General features: G+C 71.1%; 27 protein-coding genes. 12 read left to right on the top strand and 15 right to left on the bottom strand.

Going from position 1 to position 24,892, the window contains the following annotated elements; all coding sequences use genetic code 11:
• Window positions 1-5 precede the first annotated feature (5 nt).
• Window positions 6-767 (bottom strand): sulfite exporter TauE/SafE family protein, encoded by a 762-nt coding sequence (locus tag NYP07_RS15730; RefSeq protein ID WP_276597382.1) that lies wholly within the window; start codon window positions 765-767, stop codon window positions 6-8.
• 445 nt (window positions 768-1,212) lie between these two features.
• On the opposite strand from NYP07_RS15730, the gene NYP07_RS15725 reads away from it, so the two are divergent.
• Entirely contained in the window at window positions 1,213-2,610 is a 1,398-nt protein-coding gene (locus NYP07_RS15725; RefSeq protein ID WP_268152047.1) for a TIGR03790 family protein, read from the top strand.
• Window positions 2,611-2,701: 91 nt separating this feature from the next.
• On the top strand, window positions 2,702-3,124 hold the full coding sequence (gene gspG / locus NYP07_RS15720; protein WP_268152045.1) for a type II secretion system major pseudopilin GspG: 423 nt from the start codon (window positions 2,702-2,704) through the stop codon (window positions 3,122-3,124).
• Here the strand turns inward: gspG and NYP07_RS15715 are convergent.
• Window positions 3,111-3,509 carry a hypothetical protein gene (locus tag NYP07_RS15715; RefSeq protein WP_268152043.1) on the bottom strand — a complete coding sequence of 133 codons (399 nt, stop codon included), beginning with the start codon at window positions 3,507-3,509 and terminating at the stop codon, window positions 3,111-3,113. The genes gspG and NYP07_RS15715 overlap by 14 nt on opposite strands.
• A 48-nt stretch (window positions 3,510-3,557) precedes the next feature.
• Here NYP07_RS15715 and NYP07_RS15710 point away from each other — a divergent pair, with 48 nt between their 5' ends.
• Window positions 3,558-4,085, top strand: coding sequence for a CAP domain-containing protein (locus NYP07_RS15710; protein WP_268152041.1), 528 nt, complete (start codon window positions 3,558-3,560; stop codon window positions 4,083-4,085).
• Here NYP07_RS15710 and NYP07_RS15705 read toward each other — a convergent pair.
• Genes NYP07_RS15705 through NYP07_RS15690 form a run of 4 tightly spaced genes read right to left on the bottom strand, consistent with a single transcriptional unit; the run spans window position 4,063 to window position 7,602 of the window.
• A complete protein-coding gene (locus tag NYP07_RS15705; RefSeq protein WP_268152039.1) occupies window positions 4,063-4,728 on the bottom strand; it encodes a response regulator in 666 nt (221 codons plus the stop codon). The genes NYP07_RS15710 and NYP07_RS15705 overlap by 23 nt on opposite strands.
• Window positions 4,719-5,942, bottom strand: a complete 1,224-nt coding sequence (locus NYP07_RS15700; protein ID WP_268152037.1) for a sensor histidine kinase — start codon at window positions 5,940-5,942, stop codon at window positions 4,719-4,721. The genes NYP07_RS15705 and NYP07_RS15700 overlap by 10 nt, the downstream gene beginning before the upstream one ends.
• Window positions 5,939-7,057, bottom strand: coding sequence for a tRNA 2-thiouridine(34) synthase MnmA (mnmA, locus tag NYP07_RS15695; RefSeq protein ID WP_268152035.1), 1,119 nt, complete (start codon window positions 7,055-7,057; stop codon window positions 5,939-5,941). Before mnmA ends, NYP07_RS15700 begins: the two co-directional genes overlap by 4 nt.
• A 47-nt stretch (window positions 7,058-7,104) precedes the next feature.
• Complete coding sequence (locus NYP07_RS15690) at window positions 7,105-7,602, bottom strand: NUDIX domain-containing protein (RefSeq protein WP_268152033.1); 498 nt, start codon at window positions 7,600-7,602, stop codon at window positions 7,105-7,107.
• 83 nt (window positions 7,603-7,685) lie between these two features.
• Between NYP07_RS15690 and NYP07_RS15685 the strand changes: the two genes are divergently transcribed.
• The 8 genes from NYP07_RS15685 (at window position 7,686) to NYP07_RS15650 (ending at window position 15,042) form a co-directional block, all read left to right on the top strand.
• Entirely contained in the window at window positions 7,686-8,801 is a 1,116-nt protein-coding gene (locus NYP07_RS15685; RefSeq protein WP_268152031.1) for a Re/Si-specific NAD(P)(+) transhydrogenase subunit alpha, read from the top strand.
• 3 nt (window positions 8,802-8,804) lie between these two features.
• Window positions 8,805-9,119, top strand: a complete 315-nt coding sequence (locus NYP07_RS15680) for an NAD(P) transhydrogenase subunit alpha part 2 (RefSeq protein WP_268152029.1) — start codon at window positions 8,805-8,807, stop codon at window positions 9,117-9,119.
• Entirely contained in the window at window positions 9,119-9,343 is a 225-nt protein-coding gene (locus tag NYP07_RS15675; RefSeq protein WP_268152027.1) for a hypothetical protein, read from the top strand. Before NYP07_RS15680 ends, NYP07_RS15675 begins: the two co-directional genes overlap by 1 nt.
• Window positions 9,340-10,815, top strand: coding sequence for an NAD(P)(+) transhydrogenase (Re/Si-specific) subunit beta (locus NYP07_RS15670; protein ID WP_268152025.1), 1,476 nt, complete (start codon window positions 9,340-9,342; stop codon window positions 10,813-10,815). The genes NYP07_RS15675 and NYP07_RS15670 overlap by 4 nt, the downstream gene beginning before the upstream one ends.
• A gap of 97 nt (window positions 10,816-10,912) precedes the next feature.
• On the top strand, window positions 10,913-12,586 hold the full coding sequence (locus NYP07_RS15665) for a long-chain-fatty-acid--CoA ligase (RefSeq protein ID WP_268152023.1): 1,674 nt from the start codon (window positions 10,913-10,915) through the stop codon (window positions 12,584-12,586).
• A gap of 30 nt (window positions 12,587-12,616) precedes the next feature.
• Window positions 12,617-13,129 carry a hypothetical protein gene (locus NYP07_RS15660; RefSeq protein WP_268152021.1) on the top strand — a complete coding sequence of 171 codons (513 nt, stop codon included), beginning with the start codon at window positions 12,617-12,619 and terminating at the stop codon, window positions 13,127-13,129.
• A 27-nt stretch (window positions 13,130-13,156) separates the two neighbouring features.
• Window positions 13,157-13,879, top strand: coding sequence for a 16S rRNA (uracil(1498)-N(3))-methyltransferase (locus NYP07_RS15655; RefSeq protein WP_378989512.1), 723 nt, complete (start codon window positions 13,157-13,159; stop codon window positions 13,877-13,879).
• A complete protein-coding gene (locus NYP07_RS15650) occupies window positions 13,876-15,042 on the top strand; it encodes an MFS transporter (RefSeq protein WP_268152017.1) in 1,167 nt (388 codons plus the stop codon). The genes NYP07_RS15655 and NYP07_RS15650 overlap by 4 nt, the downstream gene beginning before the upstream one ends.
• 19 nt (window positions 15,043-15,061) lie before the next feature.
• Here NYP07_RS15650 and NYP07_RS15645 read toward each other — a convergent pair whose 3' ends face one another.
• From NYP07_RS15645 to NYP07_RS15605, 9 genes are all read right to left on the bottom strand, one after another.
• Window positions 15,062-15,574: a hypothetical protein gene (locus tag NYP07_RS15645; protein WP_268152015.1), complete on the bottom strand. Its 513-nt coding sequence runs from the start codon at window positions 15,572-15,574 to the stop codon at window positions 15,062-15,064.
• Window positions 15,561-16,841 (bottom strand): THUMP domain-containing class I SAM-dependent RNA methyltransferase, encoded by a 1,281-nt coding sequence (locus tag NYP07_RS15640; protein WP_268152013.1) that lies wholly within the window; start codon window positions 16,839-16,841, stop codon window positions 15,561-15,563. Before NYP07_RS15640 ends, NYP07_RS15645 begins: the two co-directional genes overlap by 14 nt.
• Before the next feature lie 79 nt (window positions 16,842-16,920).
• Window positions 16,921-18,402 (bottom strand): RNA polymerase factor sigma-54, encoded by a 1,482-nt coding sequence (locus NYP07_RS15635; RefSeq protein ID WP_268152011.1) that lies wholly within the window; start codon window positions 18,400-18,402, stop codon window positions 16,921-16,923.
• A gap of 2 nt (window positions 18,403-18,404) precedes the next feature.
• Window positions 18,405-19,241 (bottom strand): LPS export ABC transporter ATP-binding protein, encoded by an 837-nt coding sequence (gene lptB / locus NYP07_RS15630; RefSeq protein WP_268152009.1) that lies wholly within the window; start codon window positions 19,239-19,241, stop codon window positions 18,405-18,407.
• Window positions 19,238-19,882, bottom strand: coding sequence for a lipopolysaccharide transport periplasmic protein LptA (lptA, locus tag NYP07_RS15625; protein WP_268152006.1), 645 nt, complete (start codon window positions 19,880-19,882; stop codon window positions 19,238-19,240). Before lptA ends, lptB begins: the two co-directional genes overlap by 4 nt.
• 92 nt (window positions 19,883-19,974) lie before the next feature.
• Entirely contained in the window at window positions 19,975-20,637 is a 663-nt protein-coding gene (locus NYP07_RS15620; RefSeq protein ID WP_268152004.1) for a thiol:disulfide interchange protein DsbA/DsbL, read from the bottom strand.
• A gap of 43 nt (window positions 20,638-20,680) precedes the next feature.
• Complete coding sequence (locus tag NYP07_RS15615) at window positions 20,681-21,322, bottom strand: SPOR domain-containing protein (protein WP_268152002.1); 642 nt, start codon at window positions 21,320-21,322, stop codon at window positions 20,681-20,683.
• A complete protein-coding gene (gene argS, locus NYP07_RS15610) occupies window positions 21,319-23,037 on the bottom strand; it encodes an arginine--tRNA ligase (RefSeq protein ID WP_268152000.1) in 1,719 nt (572 codons plus the stop codon). Before argS ends, NYP07_RS15615 begins: the two co-directional genes overlap by 4 nt.
• Window positions 23,038-23,101: 64 nt before the next feature.
• Window positions 23,102-23,515, bottom strand: a complete 414-nt coding sequence (locus NYP07_RS15605; protein WP_268151998.1) for a VOC family protein — start codon at window positions 23,513-23,515, stop codon at window positions 23,102-23,104.
• 40 nt (window positions 23,516-23,555) lie between these two features.
• On the opposite strand from NYP07_RS15605, the gene NYP07_RS15600 reads away from it, so the two are divergent.
• Window positions 23,556-24,890: a serine/threonine-protein kinase gene (locus tag NYP07_RS15600; protein WP_268151996.1), complete on the top strand. Its 1,335-nt coding sequence runs from the start codon at window positions 23,556-23,558 to the stop codon at window positions 24,888-24,890.
• Window positions 24,891-24,892: the final 2 nt, after the last annotated feature.

The raw sequence follows: 24,892 nt of genomic DNA, 5'->3' as shown, positions 1-24,892 counted from the left end.
GTAGTTCAGCGCAGGAAGGCGTCCCAGGCCGTCTTGAGGATCAGGCCCCCGACGACGGCGACGAAGACGCCGCGCACGAAGCCGGCGCCGTGCTTGAGGGCCAGCCGCGTGCCGAGCAGGCTGCCGGCGACGTTGGTCACGGCCATCACCGCGGCGACCTGCCACCAGATGTGGCCCTTGCCGACGAACAGCGCGATCGCGAAGGCATTCGTCAGCAGATTCATCAGCTTGGCCGTGGCCGACGCGTGCAGGAAGTCGTAACCCAGCAGGCGCACGAACAGGAAGACGAAGAAGCTGCCCGTACCGGGCCCGAAGAAGCCGTCGTAGAAGCCCACGGCCAGCGCGATGCCGGCGGCCGCCGCGGCCTCGGCGCGGCCCGTGAAGCGCGGACTGTGCTCGCGGCCGAGGTCCTTCCTGGCCAGCGTATGGGCCAGCACGGCCAGCAGCACCAGCGGCAGGGCCTTGCGCAGGCCGTCGGGGCTGGCCAGCGTCAGAGCCCAGGCGCCGGCGAAGCTGCCCAGGCCGGCCAGCACGGCGGCCGGCATCAGCCGGCGCCAGGGCAGGTCCACGCGCTTCGCATACTGCAGCGTGGCCCAGCCCGTGCCCCAGACGGACGCGCCCTTGTTCGTGCCCAGCAGCGTGGCCGGCGCGGCGTTCGGGAAGGTGCCGAACAAGGCCGGCACGAGGACCAGCCCGCCGCCACCCGCCACCGCGTCGATGAAGCCTGCGAGCAGGGAGGCGAGGGCGACAGTGGCGAGTTCGATCATGTTGGATTCCATCAGCACGCGTCGCGGCCGTCGTGCCTTCATCGGGCCGAGCGCCGGGCCGCCCCAAGCCGGCCCGTCGGGCGATGTGCTTGCGGCTCAATGCCGCAAGCATCGCCGTCCCCACGGGGGACCGGCCAAGGTAATCCTTGGACGAGGGGCTTCTGTTCGCACAAAATAAAACGGCCACCAAGGGGTGCCTTGGTGGCCGGTGTGATTGTCTTCGGGGTTACGAAGCAACCTTCTGCGCTGCGCGCTTGTCTTGTCTCCTCACAACCCGCCCGGCGGTCCGAAACCGAGGCCCGGAACCGCGTCGAGTGGCGAGAATGTATTGCCCTGCCCCGGTGCACGGCACTGGGGTAAGCCCGGGTTCGCTGGGTGCGAAAGGTGCGTTTCGCACCAGACGGGTGCCGCTTGAGGGCCTGCCGGCCCGGGTCAGAATGGCCCCATGCGCCGCGCCTTCCGCCTCTTGTCCCTTTGTCTGCCGCTGTTGCTGGACGCCTGCGGCGGCGGTGGGGGCGGGGCCGGCGGCAGCGCAACGACGGGGACTTCAGGCGCCGCCGGCGGCATCGGGCAGACGCTGACACTGTCGCTTCCGGCCAACGGCCTCGCGCCGGCCGACCTGGCCGTCATCGTCGCCGAGGGCGATGCGCTCAGCGAGGCGGTGGGCGCGGCCTATGTCGCGGCGCGCGGCGTGCCGGCGGCCAACCTCGTCAAGGTCAAGCTCGGCACGGCCAGCGACGTCATCAGCGCGGCCGATTTTGCGACGCTGAAGGCCGACATCGAGGCCAAGCTGCAGGCCTCGGCTCCAGGCGTCCAGGCCACGCTGCTGGCCTGGGCGGCGCCCAGCCGCGTCGCGGGAGCCTGCAGCATGGGCATCACGAGCGCGATGACGCTGGGTTACGACACCAGGTATTGCAATGCGACGGCGGTGGCCTGCGCGGCGACGGCCGCCTCGCCGCTGTACGACAGCGAGTCGCACCGGCCCCAGGCCGAGCTGCAGTTGCGCCCGTCGATGCTGCTGGGCGCACGCACGCTGGACGCCGCCCAGGCCCTCATCGGCCGCGGCGTGGCGGCCGACGCGACGCTGCCCGCGGGCGACGGCTGGCTGGTGCGCACGAGCGACGCCAATCGCAATGTGCGCTGGACGGACTTCGCCGCGCTGCCCGCCGCCTGGGGCGATGCGCTGGCGCTGAACTACGTCGACAACGGCGCCGGCCCGGCCAGCGCCGATGCGCTGTCGGGCAAGTCCGGCGTGCTCTTCTACCTGACCGGCCTGGCCAACGTCGCCAACCTGCCGACGCTGCAGTTCCGCCCCGGCGCGCTGGCCGACACGCTGACCTCCACCGGCGGCCTGCTGCCCGGCGCCAACGGCCAGATGCCGGTCACCGCCTGGCTGGACGCCGGCGCGACCGCCAGCTACGGCACGGTGGAGGAGCCCTGCAACTTCCAGCAGAAGTTCGCGCGCGCCTCGGTCCTCGTCGACCAGTATTGGCGCGGCGCGACGGCCATCGAGGCCTACTGGAAGGCGGTGCAGTGGCCGGGCCAGGGCCTGTTCGTCGGCGAGCCGCTGGCCCAACCCTTCCGCGACGGCCCGAGCTTCGCCATCGTCGGCGGCGAATACCGGATCAGGACGCGGGCCCTGCGCCCCGGCGGCCAGTACCTGCTGCAGTACCGCCTGTCCGGCGCCACCGACTGGACGACGCTGGCCAGCTTCACCGGCGTGCGCGGCCAGGCGCTGGACGGCCGTGCGCCGCTGCCGCCGGCCGCGGCCGTGCAGATCCGCTGGCAGGGCCCATGCCCGGACAACGCGGCCAACCGCTGCACGCTGGCGCAGTCGGGCTGAGCGCCGGATCCCGGGCCTGTGGCTCGGTCAAATCCTGATTGCCGCGGCCGGCCTGCTGATGAACAGTCGCCCTCCCGTCGCCTGTCCTGCCATGCCCCGTCCTCTCCCCGTCCGCTCCCGCGGCTTCACGCTGCGCGAACTGCTCGTCGCCGTGGCCCTCATCGGCCTGCTGGTCGCCTACGTCGGCCCCAGGTTCTTCGGCCAGGCCGACGGCAGCGAGGTCAAGGCGGCGCGGGCCCAGATCGACGCGCTGCAGAAGTCGCTCGACCGGTACCGGCTCGACGTCGGCCACTACCCCAGCACCGAGCAAGGCCTGGCCGCGCTCTTCACCCGGCCCCGCGGCGAGCCCGGATGGGCCGGGCCCTATCTCGCCCAGGCCGTGCCCAAGGACCCCTGGGGCCGCGACTACCAGTACCGCAACCCCGGCCGGCATGGCGAATACGACCTGCTCAGCTATGGGCGCGACGGCCGCCCCGGCGGCGAGGGCGATGACGACGACCTCACCTCCTGGTGACGGGGGCCGGCGCCGCCGGCTGGCAGCGGCCGGCCTGGCAGACCGCGCCCGGGTCGGCGACGAAGGCGCAGTTGGAGCGCAGCCCGCCGGCCACGATCTCGCGCTGCTGCGCTGCCGTCAGCCGTGCGGCTAGATCCTTCACGCGCGCCGCATCCGTGCCCACGGACGACCAGGCCAGATAGCCGGCCGGCCCGCCGCAGGCCTTGGCGCCCACGGCCAGCGAGCTGCACTGGCTGTCGGCCGTGCAGGCGGCCGTGCCGACCAGCGCCCGCAGTTCGCGCGACAGGCGTTGCGATTCGGCTTCCGGGGCGCCGGGCGGCGTCTGGGCACAGCCGGCCAGCGTGGCCGAGACGAGCAGGGCGGCAAACAGAGGTTGCGGTTTCATGCGGGCATGGTCGCCTCTGACGTAGGCCTTGGCAACTAGGATGCCGGCATGCGATTGCTGCTGCCCCTGTTGCCTCTGCTGCTCGTCCTGTCCGGTCCGGCGCCCGCCGCGCCGGACGGCGGCTGCCAGCCCGAGCTGCAGGCTGCCGCCGCCGTGCTGAATGCGCTGCGCGCCCAGGCCCGCCAGTGCGGCGGCCACGTCTGGCCCGCCGCGCCGGCGCTGCGCTGGCAGGCCGTGCTGGGCGAGTCGGCGCGGCGCCATGCGCTGGAGCTGGCGCGGCGCGACCGCATCGAGCATGTCGGCGAGGCCGGCCAGTCGCTGCGCGCGCGGCTGCACGAGGCCGGCTATCTGCAGCGCCTGGCTGGCGAGAACCTGGCCGGCGGCCCGGAGACGCTGGACGAGGCGCTGGCGCAATGGCTGGCCAGCGCCACGCACTGCGAGAACCTGATGGCGGCCGAGTTCCAGGACTTCGGCCTGGCCTGCGTGACCGGCCCCGGCCACTGGCAGCGCTACTGGGTGCTGCAGCTCGCAGCCCCGGCGGGCCGGCCTGAGTTCAGATCCAACCCAGATCGATAGCCCGCAGCACCGCCTGCGTGCGGTCGCGCACGCCCATCTTGGAGAAGATGGCCGAGCAGTGGTTCTTGATGACGCCCTCGCTGTTGCCCAGCAGGCTGGCGATCTCGGTGTTGCTGCGGCCGCTGGCCACCAGGCGCAGCACCTGCAGCTCCTTGGGCGACAGCGGGTCGGGATGGTCGGCCGCCGTGAAGGCGCGTTCGCCGCCGCGGGCTTCCATGCGGGTGGTCAGGGACGGGCGCAGCGCGGTGCCGCCGCCGTGCACGTCGCGCAGCGCCTGGGCCAGCGTCTCGGGGCTGATGGCCTTCAGCAGAAAGCCCTTGGCGCCGGCGCGCACGGCCTCGTCGAAGGCGGCCGTGTCGTCGAAGGTGGTCAGCAGGATGACCGGCAGGCGCAGCGCCCGCGCGGCCAGCGCGCGGATCAGGCCGACGCCGTCCAGCCGCGGCATGCGCATGTCGGACAGGATGACGTCGGGCATGGACGCCGCGACGTCGTCGGCCGGGATGGCCGACAGCCATTCCAGCGCCTCGGCGCCATCGCTGGCCTCGCCGACGACCTTGAGCTCGTCGTGCAGCGCCAGCAGCCCCTTCAGGCCCTCGCGCACCAGTTGCTGGTCCTCCACCAGCAGGATCTTGATCACAGCCATCTCGGACATCTCAATTCGATTCGGAACCCCGGGCTCGTGCGCGTCACGCGCATCTGCCCGCCCAGCTCGGTCATGCGCTCGGCCATGCCGGAGAGGCCATTGCCGGCCCGGCCCTCGTGCCAGCCCGGCGCGCCCCGCCCATCATCGTCGATGCTGACGGCGACCTCATCCCCATCTCCCCGCAGTTGGACCTGAACGCGGCGCGCGCCGGCGTGGCGCACGCTGTTGGTCACGCCCTCCTGCACGCTGCGCAGCAGCGCATGCGCGGCGCGCGGGCCGAGGTCGCGGGCGGCGTCGTCCAGGGCCAGCTCGATGCGCGTGCTGGCGATGCCCTTCTCGATGCTGTCGGCCAGGGCCTGCAGCGCGGCGGACAGGTCGATGCGCTGCGAGCTGCGCTGCTGCGACACGGCCTCGCGCACATCGGCCAGCAGCTGGGCCGCCACGCCCTGGGCGCGGGCGAGCGCCTGGCCGGCGCCGGGCTGGTCCTGGCGCGCCAGCAGCGCGCCGCCGAGCTGCAGCTGCAGGTTCAGCGCGGTCAGGTGGTGGCCCATCAGGTCGTGCAGCTCGCGGGCGATCTGCATGCGCTCGCTGTAGCGCATCTGCTCGGCCAGCAGTTGCTCGCCCGACAGGCGCTCGGCCAGCACGGCCTGCAGCCAGCGGCGCTTCTCGGCCTCGGCGGCGGCCATGCGCCCGAGGCCGAAGGCCAGGCCGTGCAGGGCCAGCATGGACGACAGCAGGCCGAACTGGTCCAGCCAGGCCGTGTCCGACGGCGCGGCATAGATGCCGGTGTTCAGCAGCACCTGGGCGAAGCCGAAGCCCAGCGCCAGGCGCGCCGGCAGCAACACGGCGGCCAGGGCCGTGACGAGGAAGGGCAGGCCGGGCGTCACGCCGAAGGCCAGCAGGTCGACGAGCAGCAGCCAGGCCAGGCGCCGGTCCACGGCGACGACGCGCGTGCCCTGGCTGGCCAGCCGCCACATCAGCGCGACGAAGACCAGCAGCAGCGCCACGCAGATCAGCAGCAGCGTGCGGTCGTCGGCCTGGCCGCCGAGCTGGCGCCAGAGCTTGGCGACGAGGCCGTCGTAGGGCTCGGTGCGCGCGCCCAGCAGCGCCGCGCCGGCGCTGACCAGCTCCATCGCGCAGACCACCAGCGCCGCCAGGCGCAGCACGACGCCGGGCTCGGCCAGCCGCGCGAGCAGCCGATCGAGTTTCGTCATTCGGTTAGCGCTGCGGCGATGACGCCGCCGCCCAGGCAGACCTCGCCGTCGTAGACCACGGCGCTCTGGCCCGGCGTGACGGCCCATTGCGGGTCGGCAAAGCGCAGCGCCAGCCGGCCGGCCGCGTCGAAGCCGACGCTGCAGGGCGCGTCGGCCTGGCGGTAGCGCGTCTTGGCCGCGGCGTGGCCGGCGGCGGGCGCGCGGCCGGCGATCCAGCTCAGGTCGTCGGCCGCCAGCGCGGGGCTGAGCAGCAGCGGATGGTCGTGGCCCTGCACGGCGATCAGCGTGTTGCTCGCGATGTCCTTGGCCGCGACGAACCAGGGCTCGTGCTCGCCGCTGCCGCGCGGCGCCCCTTTCTCCTTCACGCCGCCTATGCCCAGGCCCTGGCGCTGGCCCAGCGTGTAGAAGCTCAGACCGACGTGCTCGCCGAGCTTGCGGCCGCGCTCGTCCCTGATCGGCCCCGGCTGGTGCGACAGGTAGCGGTTCAGGAACTCGCGGAAGGGCCGCTCGCCGATGAAGCAGATGCCGGTCGAGTCCTTCTTCTTCGCGTTCGGCAGGCCGATCTCGGCCGCGATGCGGCGCACCTCGGTCTTGGGCAGGTGGCCGACCGGGAACATGGCCTTGGCCAACTGCGCCTGCGTCAGGCGGTGCAGGAAATAGCTCTGGTCCTTCAGCGGGTCCAGGCCTTTCAGCAACTGGAATGCGCCGCCGACCTCACGGACGCGGGCGTAGTGCCCCGTGGCGATCTTCTCGGCGCCGAGGCGCATCGCGTGGTCGAGGAAGGCCTTGAACTTGATCTCGGCATTGCACAGCACGTCCGGGTTGGGCGTGCGGCCGGCCTGGTATTCGCGCAGAAAGCTCTCGAACACGCGGTCCTTGTACTCGGCCGCGAAGTTGACGTGCTCGATCTCGATGCCGAGCACGTCGGCCACCGAGGCGGCGTCCAGGAAGTCCTGGCGCGACGAGCAGTGCTCGTCGTCGTCATCGTCTTCCCAGTTCTTCATGAAGATGCCGATGACCTCGTGGCCCCGGGCCTTCAGCAGATGAGCGGTCACGGCCGAGTCCACGCCGCCGGACAGGCCGACGACGACGCGGTGCTTCTTGTGGGAACTCATGGGGCCGATTGTCCCAAAGCCCCACCCGGCCCGGGTCGCACGGGCTTTCAGCGCGGCTGCAGCGGCGCGGCCAGCGAGCCGTGCGCCTGCACGCTGTCCAGCGGCAGCCGGCGGCCGGCGGCGTGGTCCGCGATGCAGCTCAGCACCAGCGGGCTGCGATGCCGGTCGCGGCAGGCGCGCAATTCGTCCAGGCCCAGCCACAGCGTGCGCCGGATGCCCTCGTCCAGCGCGCGGCCGGCGATCGCCTCGCCGACCGAGCCGCCGAAGGCCAGGCGGACGTAGGTGACGTCCTCTAATTGCTGTGGACGCTGGAAGCGGGCCAGGTAGACGCCCAGGAAGGCCTCGGGCACGAAGACCCGCGCGGTCTCCTCCAGTGCCTCGCGCACGACGGCCTCGACGGGGCTTTCCCCCTGTTCCAGATGGCCGGCCGGGTTGTTCAGCCGCAGGCCCTCGGGCGTCTCCTCCTCGACCAGCAGATAGCGGCCGTCGCGGGCTATCACCGCCGCGACAGTCACGCTGGGGCGAAACCTCTCTGTACCAGCCATGAAACTTCCTCTCGAATTCCCGCACCGGGATGGCGCAGGCATTGTGTAAGCTGCCGCGCACCCCAGCCCCGCAAGGAAATTCCATGCAGATCGGCGTCCCGCGCGAGCGCGCGGCCGGAGAGACCCGCGTGGCCGTCACGCCCGAGACGGCCAAGAAGCTCAAGGCCCAGGGCCACGTGCTGCGCATCGAGAGCGGTGCCGGCGTCGCGGCCAGCGTCACCGATGCCGCCTACGAGGCCGCGGGCTGTGAGATCGTCGACCAGGCCGCCGCCCTCGGCAGCGAACTGGTGCTGAAGGTACGCGCCCCCGGCGCCGACGAGCTGGCGCTGATGAAGCCCGGCACGGCCCTGGTCGGCATGCTCAACCCCTTCGACCGCGACGGCCTGGCCGCCCTGGCCGCGGCCGGCCTGACCAGCTTCGCGCTGGAGGCCGCGCCGCGCACCACCCGCGCGCAGAGCATGGACGTGCTGAGCAGCCAGGCCAATATCGCCGGCTACAAGGCCGTCATGATCGCGGCCGACCGCTACCAGCGCTTCTTCCCGATGCTGATGACGGCCGCCGGCACCGTGAAGGCCGCGCGCGTCGTCATCCTGGGCGTCGGCGTCGCCGGCCTGCAGGCCATCGCGACGGCCAAGCGCCTGGGCGCCGTCATCGAGGCGTCGGACGTGCGGCCCTCGGTGAAGGAACAGGTCGAGTCCCTCGGCGCCAAGTTCATCGACGTGCCCTACGAGACCGTCGAGGAAAAGGAAGCGGCCGAAGGCGTGGGCGGCTATGCCCGCCCCATGCCGCAGAGCTGGCTGGACCGCCAGAAGGCGGAAGTCGCCAAGCGCGTGGCCCAGGCCGACGTCGTCATCACGACGGCGCTGATCCCCGGCCGCGCGGCGCCGGTGCTGGTCACCGAGGACATGGTCAAGGCCATGAAGCCGGGTTCCGTCATCGTCGACATCGCGGCCCCGGCTGGCGGCAACTGCCCGCTGACCGAGGCCGGCAAGACGGTCACCAGGCACGGCGTCGTCATCGTCGGCGAGACCAACCTGCCGGCCCTGGTCGCGGCCGATGCGTCGGCGCTGTACGCGCGCAACGTGCTGGACTTCCTGAAGCTCGTCATCACCCAGGAGGGCGGCTTCGCCGTGCCGCTGGATGACGACATCGTCGCGGCCTGCCGCGTCACGCAAGACGGCCTGGTCACGAGGAGCTGAACCATGGAAATGGTCGACCACACCATCATCAACCTCATCATCTTCGTGCTGGCCATCTACGTCGGCTACCACGTCGTCTGGACCGTCACGCCGGCCCTGCACACGCCGCTGATGGCCGTCACCAACGCGATCTCGGCCATCGTCATCGTCGGCGCCATGCTGGCCGCCGCGCTGACCGAGACGCCCTTCGCCAAGGGCATGGGCGTGCTGGCCGTGGCACTCGCCGCGGTCAACATCTTCGGCGGCTTCCTCGTCACGCGGCGGATGCTGGAGATGTTCAAGAAGAAGGACAAGCCGGCCAAGAAGGAGGGCAAGTGATGATGCAAGCAGCGAAGTCGGGCCTGAGGGCCGTTGCGTGGGTGTGGCTGGTGGGTGAGGCCCTGTTGATTGGTGCGCTGGCGGCCGCGACGTTCGGCTCTGCCGCCGGCCTCGCAGCCGGCGTTGCAGCCGGGGCGGGCGTGCTGGCGGTCTGGTGCCTTGCCATCAAGCGCAGCAGCTTCATCAAGCTCCTGAAGGGCGATGCACTGGGAGGCCGGGAATGAGCCTCAACCTCGTCACGCTGCTCTACCTGATCGCCAGCGTCTGCTTCATCCAGGCGCTCAAGGGCCTGTCGCATCCGACCACCTCCATCCGCGGCAATGTCTTCGGCATGACCGGCATGGCCATCGCCGCCTTCACGACGGCGGCGCTCATCGTCAAGCTCGCCGGCACCGGCGTGGGCCTGGGCTGGGTGCTGCTGGGCCTGATCGTCGGCGGCGGCTTCGGCGCCTGGAAGGCCAGGACGGTCGAGATGACCAAGATGCCCGAGCTGGTGGCCTTCTTCCACAGCATGATCGGCCTGGCGGCCGTGGCCATCGCGGTGGCCGCCGTCGCGGAGCCGGCGGCCTTCGGCATCACGCCGGCGATGGACGCGGCCCTGGCCGCCATCCCGCCGGAAGACGGCATCGCGCCGCGCACGCTGGCGCCCATCCCGGGCGGCAACCGCATCGAGCTGGCGCTGGGCGCCTTCATCGGCGCGATCACCTTCACGGGCTCGGTCATCGCCTGGGGCAAGCTGTCGGGCGGCCACAAGTTCCGGCTGTTCCAGGGCGCGCCGGTGGTCTTCAAGGGACAGCATGCGCTGAACGCCGTGCTGGGCCTGGCCGCCGCCTTCTTCGTGTTCGGCTTCTGGCATTCGCAGTCGGCCGTCGACTTCGGCCTCGTCATCGCCCTCGGCTTCCTGCTGGGCGTGCTGCTCATCATCCCGATCGGTGGCGCGGACATGCCGGTCGTCGTGAGCATGCTGAACAGCTACTCCGGCTGGGCGGCGGCGGGCATCGGCTTCTCGCTGAACAACGCGATGCTGATCATCTCCGGCTCGCTGGTGGGCAGCTCGGGCGCGATCCTGAGCTACATCATGTGCAAGGCGATGAACCGCTCGTTCTTCAACGTGATCCTGGGCGGCTTCGGCGGCGAGGCCGGCGGCCCGGCGGCGGGCGCGGCTGAAGCGCGCAACGTGAAGAGCGGCAGCGCCGACGACGCGGCCTTCGTGCTCGGCAATGCCGAGACCGTCATCATCGTGCCGGGCTACGGCCTCGCGGTGGCGCGCGCCCAGCATGCCGTGAAGGAGCTGGCCGCCAAGCTGACCGAGAAGGGCGTGACGGTGAAGTACGCCATCCATCCCGTGGCGGGCCGCATGCCCGGCCACATGAACGTGCTGCTGGCCGAGGCCGAGGTGCCCTACGACCAGGTCTTCGAGATGGAGGACATCAACGCCGAGTTCGCGCAGGCCGACGTGGCCATCATCCTCGGTGCCAACGACGTCGTGAACCCGGCCGCGCATGTGAAGGGCAGCCCCATCTACGGCATGCCCATCCTGGAGGCCCACAAGGCCAAGACCGTGGTCGTCAACAAGCGCTCCATGGCAGCGGGCTATGCCGGCCTGGACAACGAGCTCTTCTACATGGACAAGACCATGATGGTCTTCGGCGATGCGAAGAAGGTCGTCGAGGACATGCTGAAGGCGGTGGAGTGATCTAGACGCGTGGCCCTAGGGCCGCTATCGAATCCCCTGACCCGTCCGCTGCCAGCCATCGGCCAGAATCGCTGCCAACCAAGAAGGAGACAAGGCCATGGAGTCGATCTGGCTGAAGCATTACCCGGCCGACGTGCCGCGCGACGTGAACGTGTCGCTCTACCCCAGCCTGGTCGACCTGCTGGATGGCTCGTTCAAGAAGAACGCCGCAAAGCCCGCCTATCACATGATGGGCAAGAGCCTGAGCTTTGCGCAGATGGACGAGGCCTCGCGGGCCTTCGCCGCCTATCTGCAGGGCCTGGGCCTGGAGAAGGGCGACCGCGTGGCCCTGATGATGCCCAATCTGTTCCAGTACCCGGTGGCCGTGGCGGCCGTGCTGAGGGCGGGCTATGTGGTCGTCAACGTGAACCCGCTGTACACGCCGCGCGAGCTGGAGCACCAGCTCAAGGACTCGGGCGCCAAGGCCATCGTCATCATCGAGAACTTCGCCTCGGTGCTGCAGCAGGTCATCCAGCACGTGCCCACCAAGCATGTCGTGCTGGCGGCCATGGGCGACATGCTGGGCCTGATCAAGGGCAGCATCGTCAACTACGTCGTGCGCAACGTGAAGAAGATGGTGCCGGCCTTCGAGCTGCCGGGCGCCGTCAAGTTCAACGACGCGCTCGCCAAGGGCCGCAGCCTGACCTACCAGGCCCCCAGGCTGGGCCCGGACGACATCGCCGTGCTGCAGTACACCGGCGGCACGACCGGCGTGTCCAAGGGCGCCGTGCTGCTGCACCGCAACCTCGTCGCCAACATCCTGCAGTGCGAGGCCTGGTACCAGCCCGCGCTCAAGAAGATTGCCAGGGACGAGCAGGTCGTCACCGTCTGTGCGCTGCCGCTGTATCACATCTTCGGCTTCAACACGAACATGATGCTGTCCCTGCACATGGGCGGCGCCAATGTGCTGATCCCGAATCCGCGCGACCTGGCCGCGGTGTTCAAGGAACTGGCCGCGCACCGCTTCCACAGCTTCCCGGCGGTCAACACCCTCTTCATGGCCATGGCCAACCACCCCGACTTCGGCACGGTGGACTGGAGCCGCCTCGTCATCTCGGTGGGCGGCGGCATGGCCGTGCAGCAGGCCACGGCCAAGCTGTGGCTGGAGAAGACGGGCTGCCCCATCGTCGAGGGCTATGGCCTGTCCGAGACCTCGCCGACCGCCACCTGCAACCCGACGGACAGCGCCGCCTACAGCGGCACCATCGGCCTGCCCGTGCCGTTGACCGAGCTCAAGCTGCTGGACGACGACGGCAACGAGGTGCCGATGGGCCAGCCGGGCGAGATCGCCATCCGCGGCCCGCAGGTGATGGCCGGCTACTGGCAGCGCCCGGACGAAACCGCCAAGGTCATGACGGCCGACGGTTATTTCCGCACCGGCGACATCGGCACCGTCGACGAACGCGGTTATTTCAAGATCGTCGACCGCAAGAAGGACATGATCCTCGTCAGCGGCTTCAACGTCTATCCGAACGAGGTCGAGGACGTGCTGACGCAGATGCCCGGCGTGCTGGAATGCGCGGCCGTCGGCGTGCCCGACGCCAAGGCCGGCGAGGCGGTGAAGGTCGTCATCGTGAAGAAAGACCCGAATATCACCGAGGCCGACGTGCGGGCCTATTGCGAAGCCAACCTGACCGGCTACAAACGGCCCAAGATCGTTGAGTTCCGCACCGAACTGCCCAAGACGCCCGTGGGCAAGATCCTGCGCAGGGAACTGCGGGACAAGCGCTGACGTCACCCCTGACCCGGCCCGCACGCGGGCATGGCCCGACACAACGTGCTCGACCAGTTGCATTCCAAAACCGAGGCCGGCCGCGCCGAGATCCGCGCGCGGGCGCTGCCCTTGTCGCGCGCGGCGCGCAACCTGCTGCTCGTGCTGGACGCCAGCAAGACTGCCGGCGACTGGCTGCGCCTGGTGGCCGGCGCCACCGAGGCCGACCTCACGACGCTGCGCCAGCACGGCCTGATCGCGCCGCAGGGTGCCGGCGGCCCGCCACCCGTCGCCACCACGGCGCCCGCGGCGCCGGCAGCCATTGCCGCGCCACCGGCCGGCGGCGCGCCGCTGCTGGACCGCGCGGCCCTCTACGCCTATCTGAGCGGCGAGGCGACCAAGCTGCTCGGGCCCTTCAAGGGCTATGCCTTCGCGCTGGAGGTCGAGCGTGCCGACAGTCTGGCGGCGCTGCAGGCCCTGGCCCTGCAACTGGTGGAGCGCGTGCAGAAGGCCAAGGGCGAGGACGCTGCCGCGGCCGTGCGCGAGGCCCTGGGCCTGCGCTGAGGGACACTTGCGGCTTGTCCGCTGACCGTGCCCGCCTTGCCCCGCTTTTTTGTCGACACCCCACTCCTCGCATCCGGAGAAATCGCCCTGCCCTCTGGCGCCGCCCGCCATGTGCAGGTGCTGCGCCTGCAGCCCGGCGACGCGCTGACCCTGTTCGACGGCAGCGGCCCCGAGTGGCAGGCCGAGGTCACGGCCATGGGGCGCAGCGAGGTCAGGGTGCGCCTGCTGGCCGCCGCGCAGCCGCAGCGCGAACTGGCCCGTGCCGTGACGCTGGCCGTCGTCATGCCGGCCAACGACCGCATGGACTTCCTCGTCGAGAAGGCCTCCGAGCTCGGCGCCGCGGCGCTGCAGCCGCTGGTTGCGGAGCGCTCGGTGCTGCGCCTGGCCGGCGAGCGGGCCGACAAGAAGCGCGCCCACTGGCAGGGCGTGGCCGTCGCCGCGGCCGAGCAGAGCGGGCGCACGGTGCCGATGCGCGTCGAGCCCGTCATGGCCCTGGGCGCCTGGCTGGCCGCGTTGCCCGAGCCTTCGGGCGATGAATGGCGCGGCCTGCTGAGCCCGCGCGCGGCCGCGCCGATCGCGCCCTTTGCGCAGCCGCAGGCCATCTTCCTCAGCGGCCCCGAAGGCGGCCTGAGCGATACCGAGGAAGACGCTGCCCGCACCCGCGGCTTCGCGCCGGTCACGCTCGGCCCGCGCATCCTGCGCGCCGACACCGCGCCGCTGGCCGTGCTGTCCTGGCTGGCTCTGGCATGAACCGCAAGCTCGCACTGCTGGTCCTGGTCCAGGGCCTCTTCCTGACGAACAACATCTGCTTCATGGCCATCAATGGCCTGGTGGGCCTGGCGCTGGCGCCGCTGCCGTGGATGGCGACGCTGCCGATCTGCGCCTATGTGGCCGGCGGCGCGCTTATGGCCCGGCTGGTGGGCCGCCACCAGCTGCGCTTCGGCCGCCGGCGCGCCTTCCAGATCGGCCTGGGCGTGGCGCTGCTGAGCTGCGCCATCGCGCTGTGGAGCGTGCTGAACGGGCAGTTCTGGGGCGTCGTCGCGGCGACGCTGGTGGCCGGCTACTACAACGCCAACGCGGCCCTCTACCGCTTCGCGGCGGCCGAGCTCGTCGCGCCCGCGAAGCGCGAGGCCGCGATCTCCTGGGTGCTGGCCGGCGGCTGCCTGGGTGCCATCCTCGGCCCGCTGCTGGCGCGCGCGAGCCGCAACCTGCTCGTCGCGCCGTTCGCGGGCGCCTATCTGCTGCTGATGGGCGTGGCCGTGGCCGGCCTGGCGCTGATCTCGATGATCGACTTCCCGCCGCTGGCCCGGCCCGCGCCCGGCGCCGGCGGGCGCTCCAGCGCGGAGCTGGCGCGCCAGCCCGTCTTCCTCGTCGCGCTGGCCGCGAGTGCGCTCGGTTACGGCGTCATGAACCTGCTGATGGCCGCCACGCCCATCGCGATGGGCCAGTGCGGCCTGCCGTTTGCCGACACCAGCATGGTGCTGCAGTGGCATGTGCTGGGCATGTTCGTGCCGAGCTTCTTCACCGGCGCGCTGATCCGGCGTTTCGGCGTGCTGCCGGTCATGGCGGCCGGCGTGCTGCTCAACCTCGGCTGCGTCGCGTTCGCGCTGTCGGGCCAGGACTTTGCGCATTTCCTCGGCGCGCTGCTGCTGCTCGGCATCGGCTGGAACTTCCTCTACATCGGCGGCACGACGCTGTTCACCCAGGCCTACCGGCCCGAGGAGAAGACGCGAGCCCAGGGCCTGCTGGACACCGGCGTCTACGCGACGATGACGCTGACGGCCTTTTCCTCCGGCGCGCTGGTCACGACCGGCGGCTGGCAGTGGATGAACTGGGCCAGCCTCGTGCCGCTGGCGCTGTGCGCCGCCGCGCTGGCCAGCCTGACGCTGCGGCGGCCCGCCAGGGCCGGCTGAGCGCGCCCGCCCCTGCCGCTCAGCGGCCGTCGTGCTGCAGGTATTCGGCCGCCATCTGCGCGGCCAGCTGCCCGGGCCCGAGCCGCGGCAGCGTCGACAGCACCAGCTCGCGCTGCGTGACGAACAGCGGCGCGCCGATGCGCAGGCCGGCGATGCCGCCGCCATCGAGCTGGGGCAGCAGCGGGTAGGCGCGCAGCCTCAGCACCAGCACGTCCTGCTCGTCGGCGAACACGCTGGTCTCGACCAGCGTGCCGCAGCCCGATGCGTCGGCACGCTGCAGCAGCGCGAGGCCGGTGGCCTGCGGGTCGATCCGCGCGCTGGACGCCGTCATCGCGACGACGCGGCGGCCGCCTGCATCCAGCGCGTCGGCGACGGCGTTGCTGAACTGCGTGTTCAGGCCGTCCCAGTCCGGCGCATCGGCGGCCGGCGGGTTGCGGCCCTGGCCGAAGACCAGCGTGCAGGGCGTGAGCGCCGGGGCGGCCGTGGCGGCCAGCGCGAGCAGGGCGGCGGCGACGCGCTCAGGCCGGCGCATCGCCTTCCGCCGGCTTGCGTGCCGAGCCCTTGACGAGGTCGAAGCGGAACAGCCGGCACTCGATCGGGCCGTTCCACATCGGCACGCGGCGCGACTCCTTCAGCCGCATGCGGCCGGGCAGCTTCATGTCGGGGCTGAGCATCCAGGCCGTCCAGCCGGCGGGGTTCCCGGTGTACTGGCGCTTCCAGTGCGCGGCCAGGCGCGGGAAGAAATCGTCGCCGGCGTCCCTCTCCTCGCTGCCGCCGGCATCGCGCGTCATCGCCGCCTTGCCGCGCACCTCGATGCGCTCGCCATAGGGCGGGTTCATGACGATGCTGCCGGGCATGCCCTCGGGCAGCTGCGGCGCCGGCCGCTCCAGCGCGTCGCCGCCGTTGAACTGGATGTACTGGGCCACGCCGGCGCGCTCGGCATTGCGGCGCGCGAAGTCGACCATGCGGAAGGCCACGTCGCTGGCATAGATGGGCACGGCCGGCGGGTGGATGCGTGCGCGCGCCGCCTGGGCCATCTCGCCCCATGTGGCCTTCATCGCCGGCGTGGCGAAAGGCAGCTGGTGTTCGAAGGCGAAGCGGCGCTGCAGGCCGGGCGCGGCGTCGCAGGCGATCAGCGCCGCCTCGATGGGGATGGTGCCGGAGCCGCAGCAGGGGTCGTGCAGCGCACCCCCTTGCTCGTTGGTGCCGCGCCAGCCGGCGGCGGCCAGCATCGCGGCGGCCAGCGTCTCCTTCAGCGGCGCATCGCCCTTGTCGATGCGCCAGCCGCGCTTGAACAGCGGCTCGCCGGAGGTGTCCACGTAGAGGGCCGCGCGTTCGGGGCCGACGTGCAGCACGACGGGCAGGTCGGGCCGCTGCGTGTCCACGCTGGGCCGCTCGCCGGTGTGCTCGCGGATCTGGTCGCAGATCGCGTCCTTGATGCGTAGCGCGGCGAAGTTCAGGCTCTTCAGCGGCGAGCGCTGCGCGGTGGTGTCGATGCGCAGCGTGTGCCGGGGCGTGATCCAGTCGCGCCAGTCGACGCGCCGCGCCAGTGCATAGAGGTCGTCCTCGTGGCGGTAGGGGCCTTCGATGATCTCGACGAGGACGCGCTGGGCCAGGCGGCTCTCGAGATTGATGCGCATGACGTCCTCGGCGGTGCCGAGCACGCCGCAGCCGCCGCGCAGCGCCTCGACCTTGCTGCGCACGCCGGGCGGCAGGAAGCGCTTGAGCTCATCCTCCAGCAGCGGCTCGACGCCACCGGGGCAGGACACGAAGAGGGACAACTTGTTGGGCAGGCTCACGGGGCGGATTGTCGCCGCGGCGGCCAACCTCAGCCCAGCACCTCAGCGAGCAGAGCGTGCTCAGCCGACGTGGATGCGCCTACAGCGCCTTGCGCAGATTGGCCGGCGCTATCTTCATCGCCTCGCGGTACTTGGCCACCGTGCGGCGCGCGCACTGGATGCCTTGCTCCTCCAGCATGCCGGCCAGCGCGCTGTCCGACAGCGGCTTCCTGGTGTCCTCGGCGGCGACGAACTGCTTGATGAGGGCGCGCACGGCCGTGCTGGAGGCCTCGCCGCCGGCTTCGGTGCTGAGGCCGGAGCCGAAGAAATACTTCAGCTCGAAGGTGCCCCAGGCCGTGGCCATGTACTTGGCCGTCGTCACGCGCGAGATGGTCGATTCGTGCAAGCCGAGCTCGTCGGCGATCTCGCGCAGCACCAGCGGCTTCATGGCCAGTTCGCCATGCGTGAAGAAGCCGCGCTGGCGCTCGACGATGGCCTGGCTGACGCGCAGGATGGTGTCGAAGCGCTGCTGGATGTTCTTGATGAACCAGCGCGCCTCCTGCAGCTGTCCGCCCAGCGGCGAGTTGCTGATGCCGCCGCGCGTCGCGCGCAGCGCGTTGGCATAGAGCTCGTTGATGCGCAGCTTGGGCGCGACCTCGGGGTTGAGCATGACGCGCAGCTCGCGGCCGACCTTGCGCACGATGACGTCGGGCACGATGGCCGCGGCCGCGCCCTGCGCGAAGCGCCGGCCCGGCTTGGGTTCGAGCCGCGTGATGAGGGCCTGCGCCTCGCGCAGCAGGCCCTCGTCGGCGCCGGTCTCGGCCATCAGCCGGCGCATGTCGCGGCGGGCCAGCAGCTCGAGGTGGCCCTTGCAGATCAGGATGGCGATGACCTGGGCCGGGCTCTTCGGCTGTGCGCGCAGCTGCAGCACCAGGCATTCGGACAGGCTGGCCGCGCCGATGCCGGCCGGCTCCAGGCTCTGCAGCAGGCGCAGCGCGAAGCGCAGCCGGTCCAGCAGCTCCTCGCGGTCCTCGGCCAGGGCGGCGGCGATGTCGTCCAGCGGGTCTTCGAGGTAGCCGTCCTCGTCCAGCGATTCGATCAGCACCTGCACGGCGGCGCGGTCCTCGGGCGACAGGCTCATGCCGGCGAGCTGCTGGGCCAGGTGCTCGGCCAGCGAGGTCTCGGCGAACTCCCGGCTCTCGCGCTCGCCGTCCTCGTCGCTCGCGCTGCCGCTGCTGCTCGGCAGTTCGCGGATGCCGTCGAAGTCGTCGCGCTCGGTGCCGTTCTCCCAGTCCTCGCGTTCGGTGCCGCCGAAGTCCTCGGCGCTGAGCTCGGGCGCGTCGCCGTTTTCCGATTCGCCGGAGGACGATTCCGTGCCGCTCTCGGCCGGTGCATTCGAAGCCAGCTCGGGCGCGCTGACGGTGATTTCCTCTTCGGTCTCGAGCAGCGGGTTGCTTGCGAGCATCTGCTCGACTTCCTGGTGCAGCTCCAGCGTGGAGAGCTGCAACAGACGGATGGACTGCTGCAGCTGGGGCGTCAGCGCGAGGTGCTGACTGAGCCGGACCTGGAGCGTCTGTTTCACCGCTACATCCGAAAATGTTCGCCGAGATAGACCTTGCGCACGTCGGCGTTGGCCACGATCTCGTCGGGCGTGCCTTCGGCGAGCACGGCGCCCTCGCTGATGATGTAGGCGCGATCGCAGATGCCCAGCGTCTCGCGGACGTTGTGGTCGGTGATCAGCACGCCGATGCCGCGGCCCTTCAGGAAGCCGATGATGCGCTGGATCTCCAGCACCGCGATCGGGTCGACGCCGGCGAAGGGCTCGTCCAGCAGGATGAAGCGCGGCTGCGTGGCCAGCGCGCGGGCGATCTCGACGCGGCGGCGCTCGCCGCCCGACAGCGCCGGCGCCGGGCTGTCGCGCAGGCCCTCGATGGAGAGGTCGTGCAGCAGGCCGTTCAGCAGCTCGTCGATGCGCGCGCGGGACAGGGCCCGGCCGCGGTCGTCCTGCTGCAGCTCCAGCACCGCGCGGATGTTCTGCTCGACGCTCAGCTTGCGGAAGATGGAGGCTTCCTGCGGCAGATAGCTCAGGCCCAGCCGCGCGCGCTGGTGGATGGGCAGGCGCTGCACCTCGGCGCCGTCGATGCGGATGATGCCGGCGTCGGAGCGCACCAGGCCGACGATCATGTAGAAGCTGGTCGTCTTGCCGGCGCCGTTGGGGCCGAGCAGGCCGACGACCTCGCCGCAGTCCACGCGCACATGGACGTCCTTGACGACCTTGCGCACGCCGTAGGTCTTGGCCAGGCCCTCGGCTTCGAGCCGGCTGCCGCAGGTCGCCGCCGTAGCGATTTGTGCACCCTTCGCGCTGCGCGCTGTCCCGCCGAGCGGGAGCTGAGCCCCTTCGGGCGGCCGTGCGGTGCTCATGACGGCTTGCGCGGCGGCGTGATCGTCGTGGACGGCTGCAGCGGCAGCGTGGCCGGCGGCGCGGAGGCGGCCGCCGAGGCCGGCGCATCCGGCTGCGTGCGCGGCATCAGCACCATGCGCACGCGGCCGTTGGGGTTGGGCGACGCGTTGCCGCCTTCCAGCGCGAAGACCTCGGTGCGGCTGTCGTAGACGATGACGGCGCCGGTCACCTCGTCGGCCACCGTCGTGCCGCGCGTGCGGCGCACGGTGGCGTTGCCGATGAAGCGCACGGTCTCGGTGCGGGTGTCGTATTCGAGCTGGTCGGCCACGCCCTCGATGGCCTCGCCGGGCACGTCGCGGGCCTGGCGGAAGCTGACCGGCTGGCCGCTGCTGCCGCTGGCATAGGCCTGGTGGTAGCCGTCGCGGGTCTCGCGCACGTCCACCTTCTCGGCATGCAGCACCAGGCTGCCCTTGGTGATGATGACGTTGCCGAACAGCTCGGTGCGCTGGTTCACGCCGTCCAGCCGGCCCTGCTTCTCGGCCGTGAAGACCATGGGCTTGAGCCGGTCGGCCTTCTCCGCCAGCACGGGTCCGGCGGCGAGGGCGATGGCGATCAGGAAGGGCAGGCGCTGCAGCATGGAGGCACGGAAGTTGCAGGCCATTCTAGGGGCCTGCCGCCTTCGTCAGCCTTTCCCGCGCGGCAACGCGATCAGGAAACCCGCGACGGCCGGCACGAGGGCCGCGTCGCGGCGCTTCATGCCTTGCTGCGCGCGCGCTGGATCAGGAAATCGGTGACCTGCAGCGCCTTCTGGCCGAGCTCGATCTCGGTCACGCGCTGGCCGGCGCCGGCCTGGCCGGGCGATGTCAGGAAGCGGCCGCCGACGCCGATGCTGGGCACGCCGTCGATGCGATAGGCCTCGGACAGCTTCTCGGCCTGGCCGCATTTGGTCACGACGCCGAAGGAGTTGTAGGCCTCCTGGTACTTGGCCGCGTCGATGCCCAGATTGCCCAGGAACTTGGCCTGGCTCTTGGGGTCGTCCAGGGCCAGGCCCTGCTGGTGCATCGCGTTGAAGATGGCCGGGCGGGCCTGGGCTTCCTTGCCCAGGGATTCGAGCGCGTAGAACATGCGCTGGTGGATCTTGACGTTGGCGCGGAAGGCGACGTGGACCTTGCGGAAGGCGACGTCGGCCGGCAGCTGCTTGGCCCAGGCCTCGATGGCGGGCTCGAAGGCATAGCAGTGCGGGCAGCCGTACCAGAAGAACTCGACGACCTCGATCTTGCCCGGCGTCGTCGGCAGCGCCTGGCTCAGGGTCAGGTATTGCCGGCCGTCGACCGGGCCGCCCTGGGCGAGGGCGGGGGCGGCGCCACCCAGGACGGGGGCGGTGGCGAGCAGGGCGGAGAAATCGCGGCGCTTCATGGCGGCAGTCATCCTTCAGGCGGTGGTCGGGCGGTGCGGGAATTCAGCGTTGTACACGAACGAGATTGGCCTCGAAGCCGGCCCCCTCGATCTTGCGCTGCAGCTCTTCGGCGGCGTCGCGCGTGTCCATGGGGCCCAGGCGCACGCGGTAGACGGTGCGGCCGTTCTGCTCGCGCTCCATGGTCTTGGCCGTGAAGCCCTGGATGGCCAGCCTGGCCTTCTGGCTCTCGGCCTCCTCGGGGCGCGTGAAGGCGCCGGCCTGCACGAAGTAGACATAGGCCTCGGCGGCGGCCGGTGCCGAGGCGGCGGCGGGCGGCGCGGCCGCGGCGGCAGGCGGTGCCGCGTCTGCCTTGGCCTTGGCGGGCGGCGTGACGGCGGCCACGGGGGCCACGGGGGCGGCTGCGGAGGCGGCCGGCGGCGGCGCGTTGACGACGCCGCTGGCGCTGCGCGCGGCCTTGCCGGCCAGCGGCGCGTTCGGGTCCCAGTTCTTGTTGCGCTCGGCCTCGGCGGCGTCCTGCTCGGCGGTGCGCTGCGGCACCTTGTTCACGAAGGGGATGGGCACCTTGGTGATGTACAAGGCCACGCCCAGGGCGACGGCCAGGCCGACGAGCAGCCCGACGATGAGGCCGAGGACGAAGCCGCCCTGCTGGTTCTTGTTGCCGGCGGGCTTGGATGCGGAACTCATTCGGTCTCCGGTTGGTCCTGAGCCTCGCGGCTCATCTGTTCGGGGGCGCTGACGCCGAGCAGGGCCAGCGCATTGGCGAGCACCTGGCGCGTGGCGGCCAGCAGCGCGACGCGGGCGCGGCTCAGCTCGGGGGCCTGGCCCAGCACGCGCTCGGCGGCGTAGTAGGAGTGGTAGGCGCCGGCCAGGTCGCGGGCGTAGAAGGCCACGTCATGCGGCGCCAGGCCGGCGGCGGCGCCGCTCAGCATGTCGGGGTAGGCGGCAAGCTTGAGCATCAGCGCCTCTTCCGTCGGCGCGGTCAGCAGGCCGAGGTCGGCAGCGGCGATGGCCGCGATGTCGCCGCCCATGTCGGCGGCCCATTTGCGGATCACCGAGCAGATGCGCGCATGCGCGTACTGCACATAGAACACCGGGTTCTCGTCGTTCTGCTTCAGCGCGAGGTCGACGTCGAAGACGAACTCGGTGTCGGCCTTGCGGCTGATCAGGAAGAAGCGCACCGCGTCGCGGCTGGTCCAGTCGACCAGGTCGCGCAGCGTCACATAGCTGCCGGCGCGCTTGGAGATCTTGACCTCCTCGCCGCCCTTCATCACCGTGACCATCTTGTGCAGCACATAGTCCGGGAAGCCCTGGGGGATGCCGAGGTTCACCGCCTGCAGGCCGGCGCGCACGCGGGCGATGGTGCCGTGGTGGTCGGTGCCCTGGATGTTGATGCACTGCGTGTAGCCGCGCTCGAACTTGTTGATGTGGTAGGCCACGTCGGGCACGAAGTAGGTGTAGCCACCTTCCTTCTTGCGCATCACGCGGTCCTTGTCGTCGCCGTAGTCGGTGGTGCGCAGCCACAGCGCGCCGCCCTCCTCGTAGGTCTTGCCGCTGGCCACCAGCCGCTCCACCGTCTTTTCCAGCTGGCCGCCCTTGTAGACGCTGGTCTCGAGGAAATAGCTGTCGAACTTCAGGCCGAAGGCCTGCAGGTCCAGGTCCTGCTCGTGGCGCAGATAGGCCACGGCGAACTGGCGGATGCCGTCGAGGTCGTCCACGTCGCCCGAGGCGGTGAACTCGCGGTCGTCGGCCTTGACCGACTCCTTGGCGCAAAAGGCGTCGGCGATGTCCTGGATGTAGTCGCCGTTGTAGGCCGCCTCGGGCCACTCGGCGTCGCCGGGCTTGAAGCCCTTCAGGCGCATCTGCGTGGAGTTGGCCAGCGTGGCGATCTGCACGCCGGCGTCGTTGTAATAGAACTCGCGGGTCACGTCGTGGCCCTGGGTCTTGAACAGCGAGCACAGCGCATCGCCCAGCGCCGCCTGGCGCGCGTGGCCGACGTGCAGCGGGCCGGTCGGGTTGGCGGACACGAACTCCACCATCACATGCTTGGCCGTCGCCGCGCGGTGGCCGAAGGCGGCGCCGGCGCCCAGCACCTCGCCGACGACGGCCTGCCTGGCGGCCGGCTTCAGGCGGATGTTGATGAAGCCGGGGCCGGCGATCTCCAGTGCCTGCACCCAGGTCCGGAAGGCGGGCTTGGCTTCGAGGGCGGCGATCAGGCGCGTGGCCAGTTCACGCGGGTTGGCCTTCAGCGGCTTGGCCAGTTGCATGGCGGCCGTGCAGGCGAAGTCGCCATGGGCGGCCTGCTTGGGGGACTCGAAGGCCGCGACGGCGTTCGAGCCGGGGGCAATCTCGTGGAGGGCTTCGGCGAGTGCAGCGAGCAGCGCCTGCTTGGCTTGGATCATGGGCGCGATTTTAGGAGGCGTGCTCCGGCCCGGCTGAAACGCATGGGCCGCTCACGGCGCCGACTCAGCCGGCCGTCGCCGCGTTGGCGTCGGCCGGGTCATGGCAGGCCACGCAGAGCTTATTGCCGTCGGGGTCGCGGAAATAGGCGCCGTAGTAGTGGGCGTGGTAGTGCGGACGCCGCCCCGGCGGGCCTTCGCAGCGCCCGCCGTGGGCCAGGGCCGTCGCATGGGCCTGGTCGACCAGGGCGCGGCTGGCCGCCAGCAGGGCCACCATCTGGCCGTTGCCGGGCTCGTGCCCGCCGTCGAAGGGGCGGCCCAGCAGCAGCAGCGGGCGCGGCCCCGGGCTGCTCTGCCAGCCGGCCCAGGGGCGGGACGGGTCGCAGAAGCGCTCGGCCAGCCCGAGGCCCGCCATCAGCGGGCGGTAGAAGGCCAGCGCGCGCTCGAAGTCGCGGGTGCCCAGGAAAACGTGGGAGAACATGGGATCTCGGCTCCAGGAAGCGGCCCGTATCATGCCGCGCGTGACCGCCCTCGCCGACGACCTCCCTTCGCATATCGGCCGCTACCAGGTGCTCAAGCGCCTGGGCGAGGGGGCGACCAGCGACGTCTTCCTGGCGCGCGACCCCTTCCAGGGCCAGGACGTGGCCATCAAGCGCATGCGCGCCTGGGCGCCGCCGCCGGATGCGCCCGGCAGCGACTTCAGCAACCGCTTCTTCAGCGCCGAGGCCGCGCTGGCCGGGCGGCTGCACCACCCCAATGTGGTCGCCATCCTCGACGCGGTGGCCGAGGGCTCCGCGCCCTACCTCGTCATGGAGTACGTGCCCGGCGTCACGCTGAAGCACTTCTGCCGCAGCGACCGCCTGCTGGCGCTGGACCAGATCGTCGAGCTCGGCTTCAAGTGCGCGATGGCGCTGAGCTATGTCTACCGCCAGGGCGTCATCCACCGTGACGTCAAGCCCGCCAACCTGCTGGCCGTGCTGGACAACGGCCAGGTCGTCGACGTGAAGGTCAGCGACTTCGGCTCGGCGCTGAACCTGAACGCCGACTCGACCCAGATCCACCGCGTCGGCTCGCTGGCCTATATGCCGCCGGAGCAGATCGAGGGCGGCGACGTGGACTGCCGCGCCGACATCTACGCGCTGGGCGCCGTGCTCTACCACCTGATCGGCGGCCGGCCGCCCTTCGACGCGCCGCACCAGATGGCGCTGATGCACCAGATCTACCACCAGCCGCCGCTGCCGCTGATGGGCCAGCGCGAGGGCGTCACCGAGGCGCTGGACGCCGTCGTGCTGCGCGCGCTGGCCAAGGGCCCGCACGACCGCTTCCCCGACTGGGACAGCTTTGCGCAGGCCCTCTCCAGCCTGGTCGCCAGCCAGCAGGTGCCGCTGAACCGCCTCGGCGAGGTGCGCGACTCCGAGCGCTTCAACCTGCTGCGCTCGCTGGAGTTCTTCGCGGAGTTCGGCGACGTGCAGCTGTGGGAGGTCGTGCGGCGCGCGCGCTGGAAGCGCTACCCGCAGGGCTATGCGCTGTTCAAGCGCGGCCAGGAGGGCAACAGCTTCCACATCATCGCCCAGGGCGAGGTGGAGGTCTTCCGCGACGGGCGCCTCGTGGCGACGCTGGGCCGGGGCACGTCCGTCGGCGAGATGGCCTACCTCGCGCCCAACCCCGACCTGCGCCGCCACAGCACCGACATCAAGGTCAGCCAGGAATGCACGACGATCTCGTTCACGCCCGAGTCCATCGGCCAGCTCAGCCCCGAATGCCAGCACCGCTTCGACCGCGGCTTCATCCGCGTGCTGGTGCGGCGCCTGCACTCGGCGCACGAGGCGCTGGCCCATCCGCGGCGGATCTTGTGAGG

It is taken from the genome of Pelomonas aquatica (genome assembly GCF_026712205.1).
In the GTDB taxonomy this organism is placed as follows: domain Bacteria; phylum Pseudomonadota; class Gammaproteobacteria; order Burkholderiales; family Burkholderiaceae_C; genus Pelomonas; species Pelomonas aquatica.
This window is presented reverse-complemented; position numbering and strand designations above follow the sequence as displayed.

Coding starts and splice junctions, on each gene's coding strand:
- NYP07_RS15730 (WP_276597382.1), bottom strand. CDS start 767: ATGATCGAACTCGCCACTGTCGCCCTCGCCTCCCTGCTCGCAGGCTTC.
- NYP07_RS15725 (WP_268152047.1), top strand. CDS start 1,213: ATGCGCCGCGCCTTCCGCCTCTTGTCCCTTTGTCTGCCGCTGTTGCTG.
- gspG (WP_268152045.1), top strand. CDS start 2,702: ATGCCCCGTCCTCTCCCCGTCCGCTCCCGCGGCTTCACGCTGCGCGAA.
- NYP07_RS15715 (WP_268152043.1), bottom strand. CDS start 3,509: ATGAAACCGCAACCTCTGTTTGCCGCCCTGCTCGTCTCGGCCACGCTG.
- NYP07_RS15710 (WP_268152041.1), top strand. CDS start 3,558: ATGCGATTGCTGCTGCCCCTGTTGCCTCTGCTGCTCGTCCTGTCCGGT.
- NYP07_RS15705 (WP_268152039.1), bottom strand. CDS start 4,728: ATGGCTGTGATCAAGATCCTGCTGGTGGAGGACCAGCAACTGGTGCGC.
- NYP07_RS15700 (WP_268152037.1), bottom strand. CDS start 5,942: ATGACGAAACTCGATCGGCTGCTCGCGCGGCTGGCCGAGCCCGGCGTC.
- mnmA (WP_268152035.1), bottom strand. CDS start 7,057: ATGAGTTCCCACAAGAAGCACCGCGTCGTCGTCGGCCTGTCCGGCGGC.
- NYP07_RS15690 (WP_268152033.1), bottom strand. CDS start 7,602: ATGGCTGGTACAGAGAGGTTTCGCCCCAGCGTGACTGTCGCGGCGGTG.
- NYP07_RS15685 (WP_268152031.1), top strand. CDS start 7,686: ATGCAGATCGGCGTCCCGCGCGAGCGCGCGGCCGGAGAGACCCGCGTG.
- NYP07_RS15680 (WP_268152029.1), top strand. CDS start 8,805: ATGGAAATGGTCGACCACACCATCATCAACCTCATCATCTTCGTGCTG.
- NYP07_RS15675 (WP_268152027.1), top strand. CDS start 9,119: ATGATGCAAGCAGCGAAGTCGGGCCTGAGGGCCGTTGCGTGGGTGTGG.
- NYP07_RS15670 (WP_268152025.1), top strand. CDS start 9,340: ATGAGCCTCAACCTCGTCACGCTGCTCTACCTGATCGCCAGCGTCTGC.
- NYP07_RS15665 (WP_268152023.1), top strand. CDS start 10,913: ATGGAGTCGATCTGGCTGAAGCATTACCCGGCCGACGTGCCGCGCGAC.
- NYP07_RS15660 (WP_268152021.1), top strand. CDS start 12,617: ATGGCCCGACACAACGTGCTCGACCAGTTGCATTCCAAAACCGAGGCC.
- NYP07_RS15650 (WP_268152017.1), top strand. CDS start 13,876: ATGAACCGCAAGCTCGCACTGCTGGTCCTGGTCCAGGGCCTCTTCCTG.
- NYP07_RS15645 (WP_268152015.1), bottom strand. CDS start 15,574: ATGCGCCGGCCTGAGCGCGTCGCCGCCGCCCTGCTCGCGCTGGCCGCC.
- lptB (WP_268152009.1), bottom strand. CDS start 19,241: ATGAGCACCGCACGGCCGCCCGAAGGGGCTCAGCTCCCGCTCGGCGGG.
- lptA (WP_268152006.1), bottom strand. CDS start 19,882: ATGGCCTGCAACTTCCGTGCCTCCATGCTGCAGCGCCTGCCCTTCCTG.
- NYP07_RS15620 (WP_268152004.1), bottom strand. CDS start 20,637: ATGAAGCGCCGCGATTTCTCCGCCCTGCTCGCCACCGCCCCCGTCCTG.
- NYP07_RS15615 (WP_268152002.1), bottom strand. CDS start 21,322: ATGAGTTCCGCATCCAAGCCCGCCGGCAACAAGAACCAGCAGGGCGGC.
- argS (WP_268152000.1), bottom strand. CDS start 23,037: ATGATCCAAGCCAAGCAGGCGCTGCTCGCTGCACTCGCCGAAGCCCTC.
- NYP07_RS15605 (WP_268151998.1), bottom strand. CDS start 23,515: ATGTTCTCCCACGTTTTCCTGGGCACCCGCGACTTCGAGCGCGCGCTG.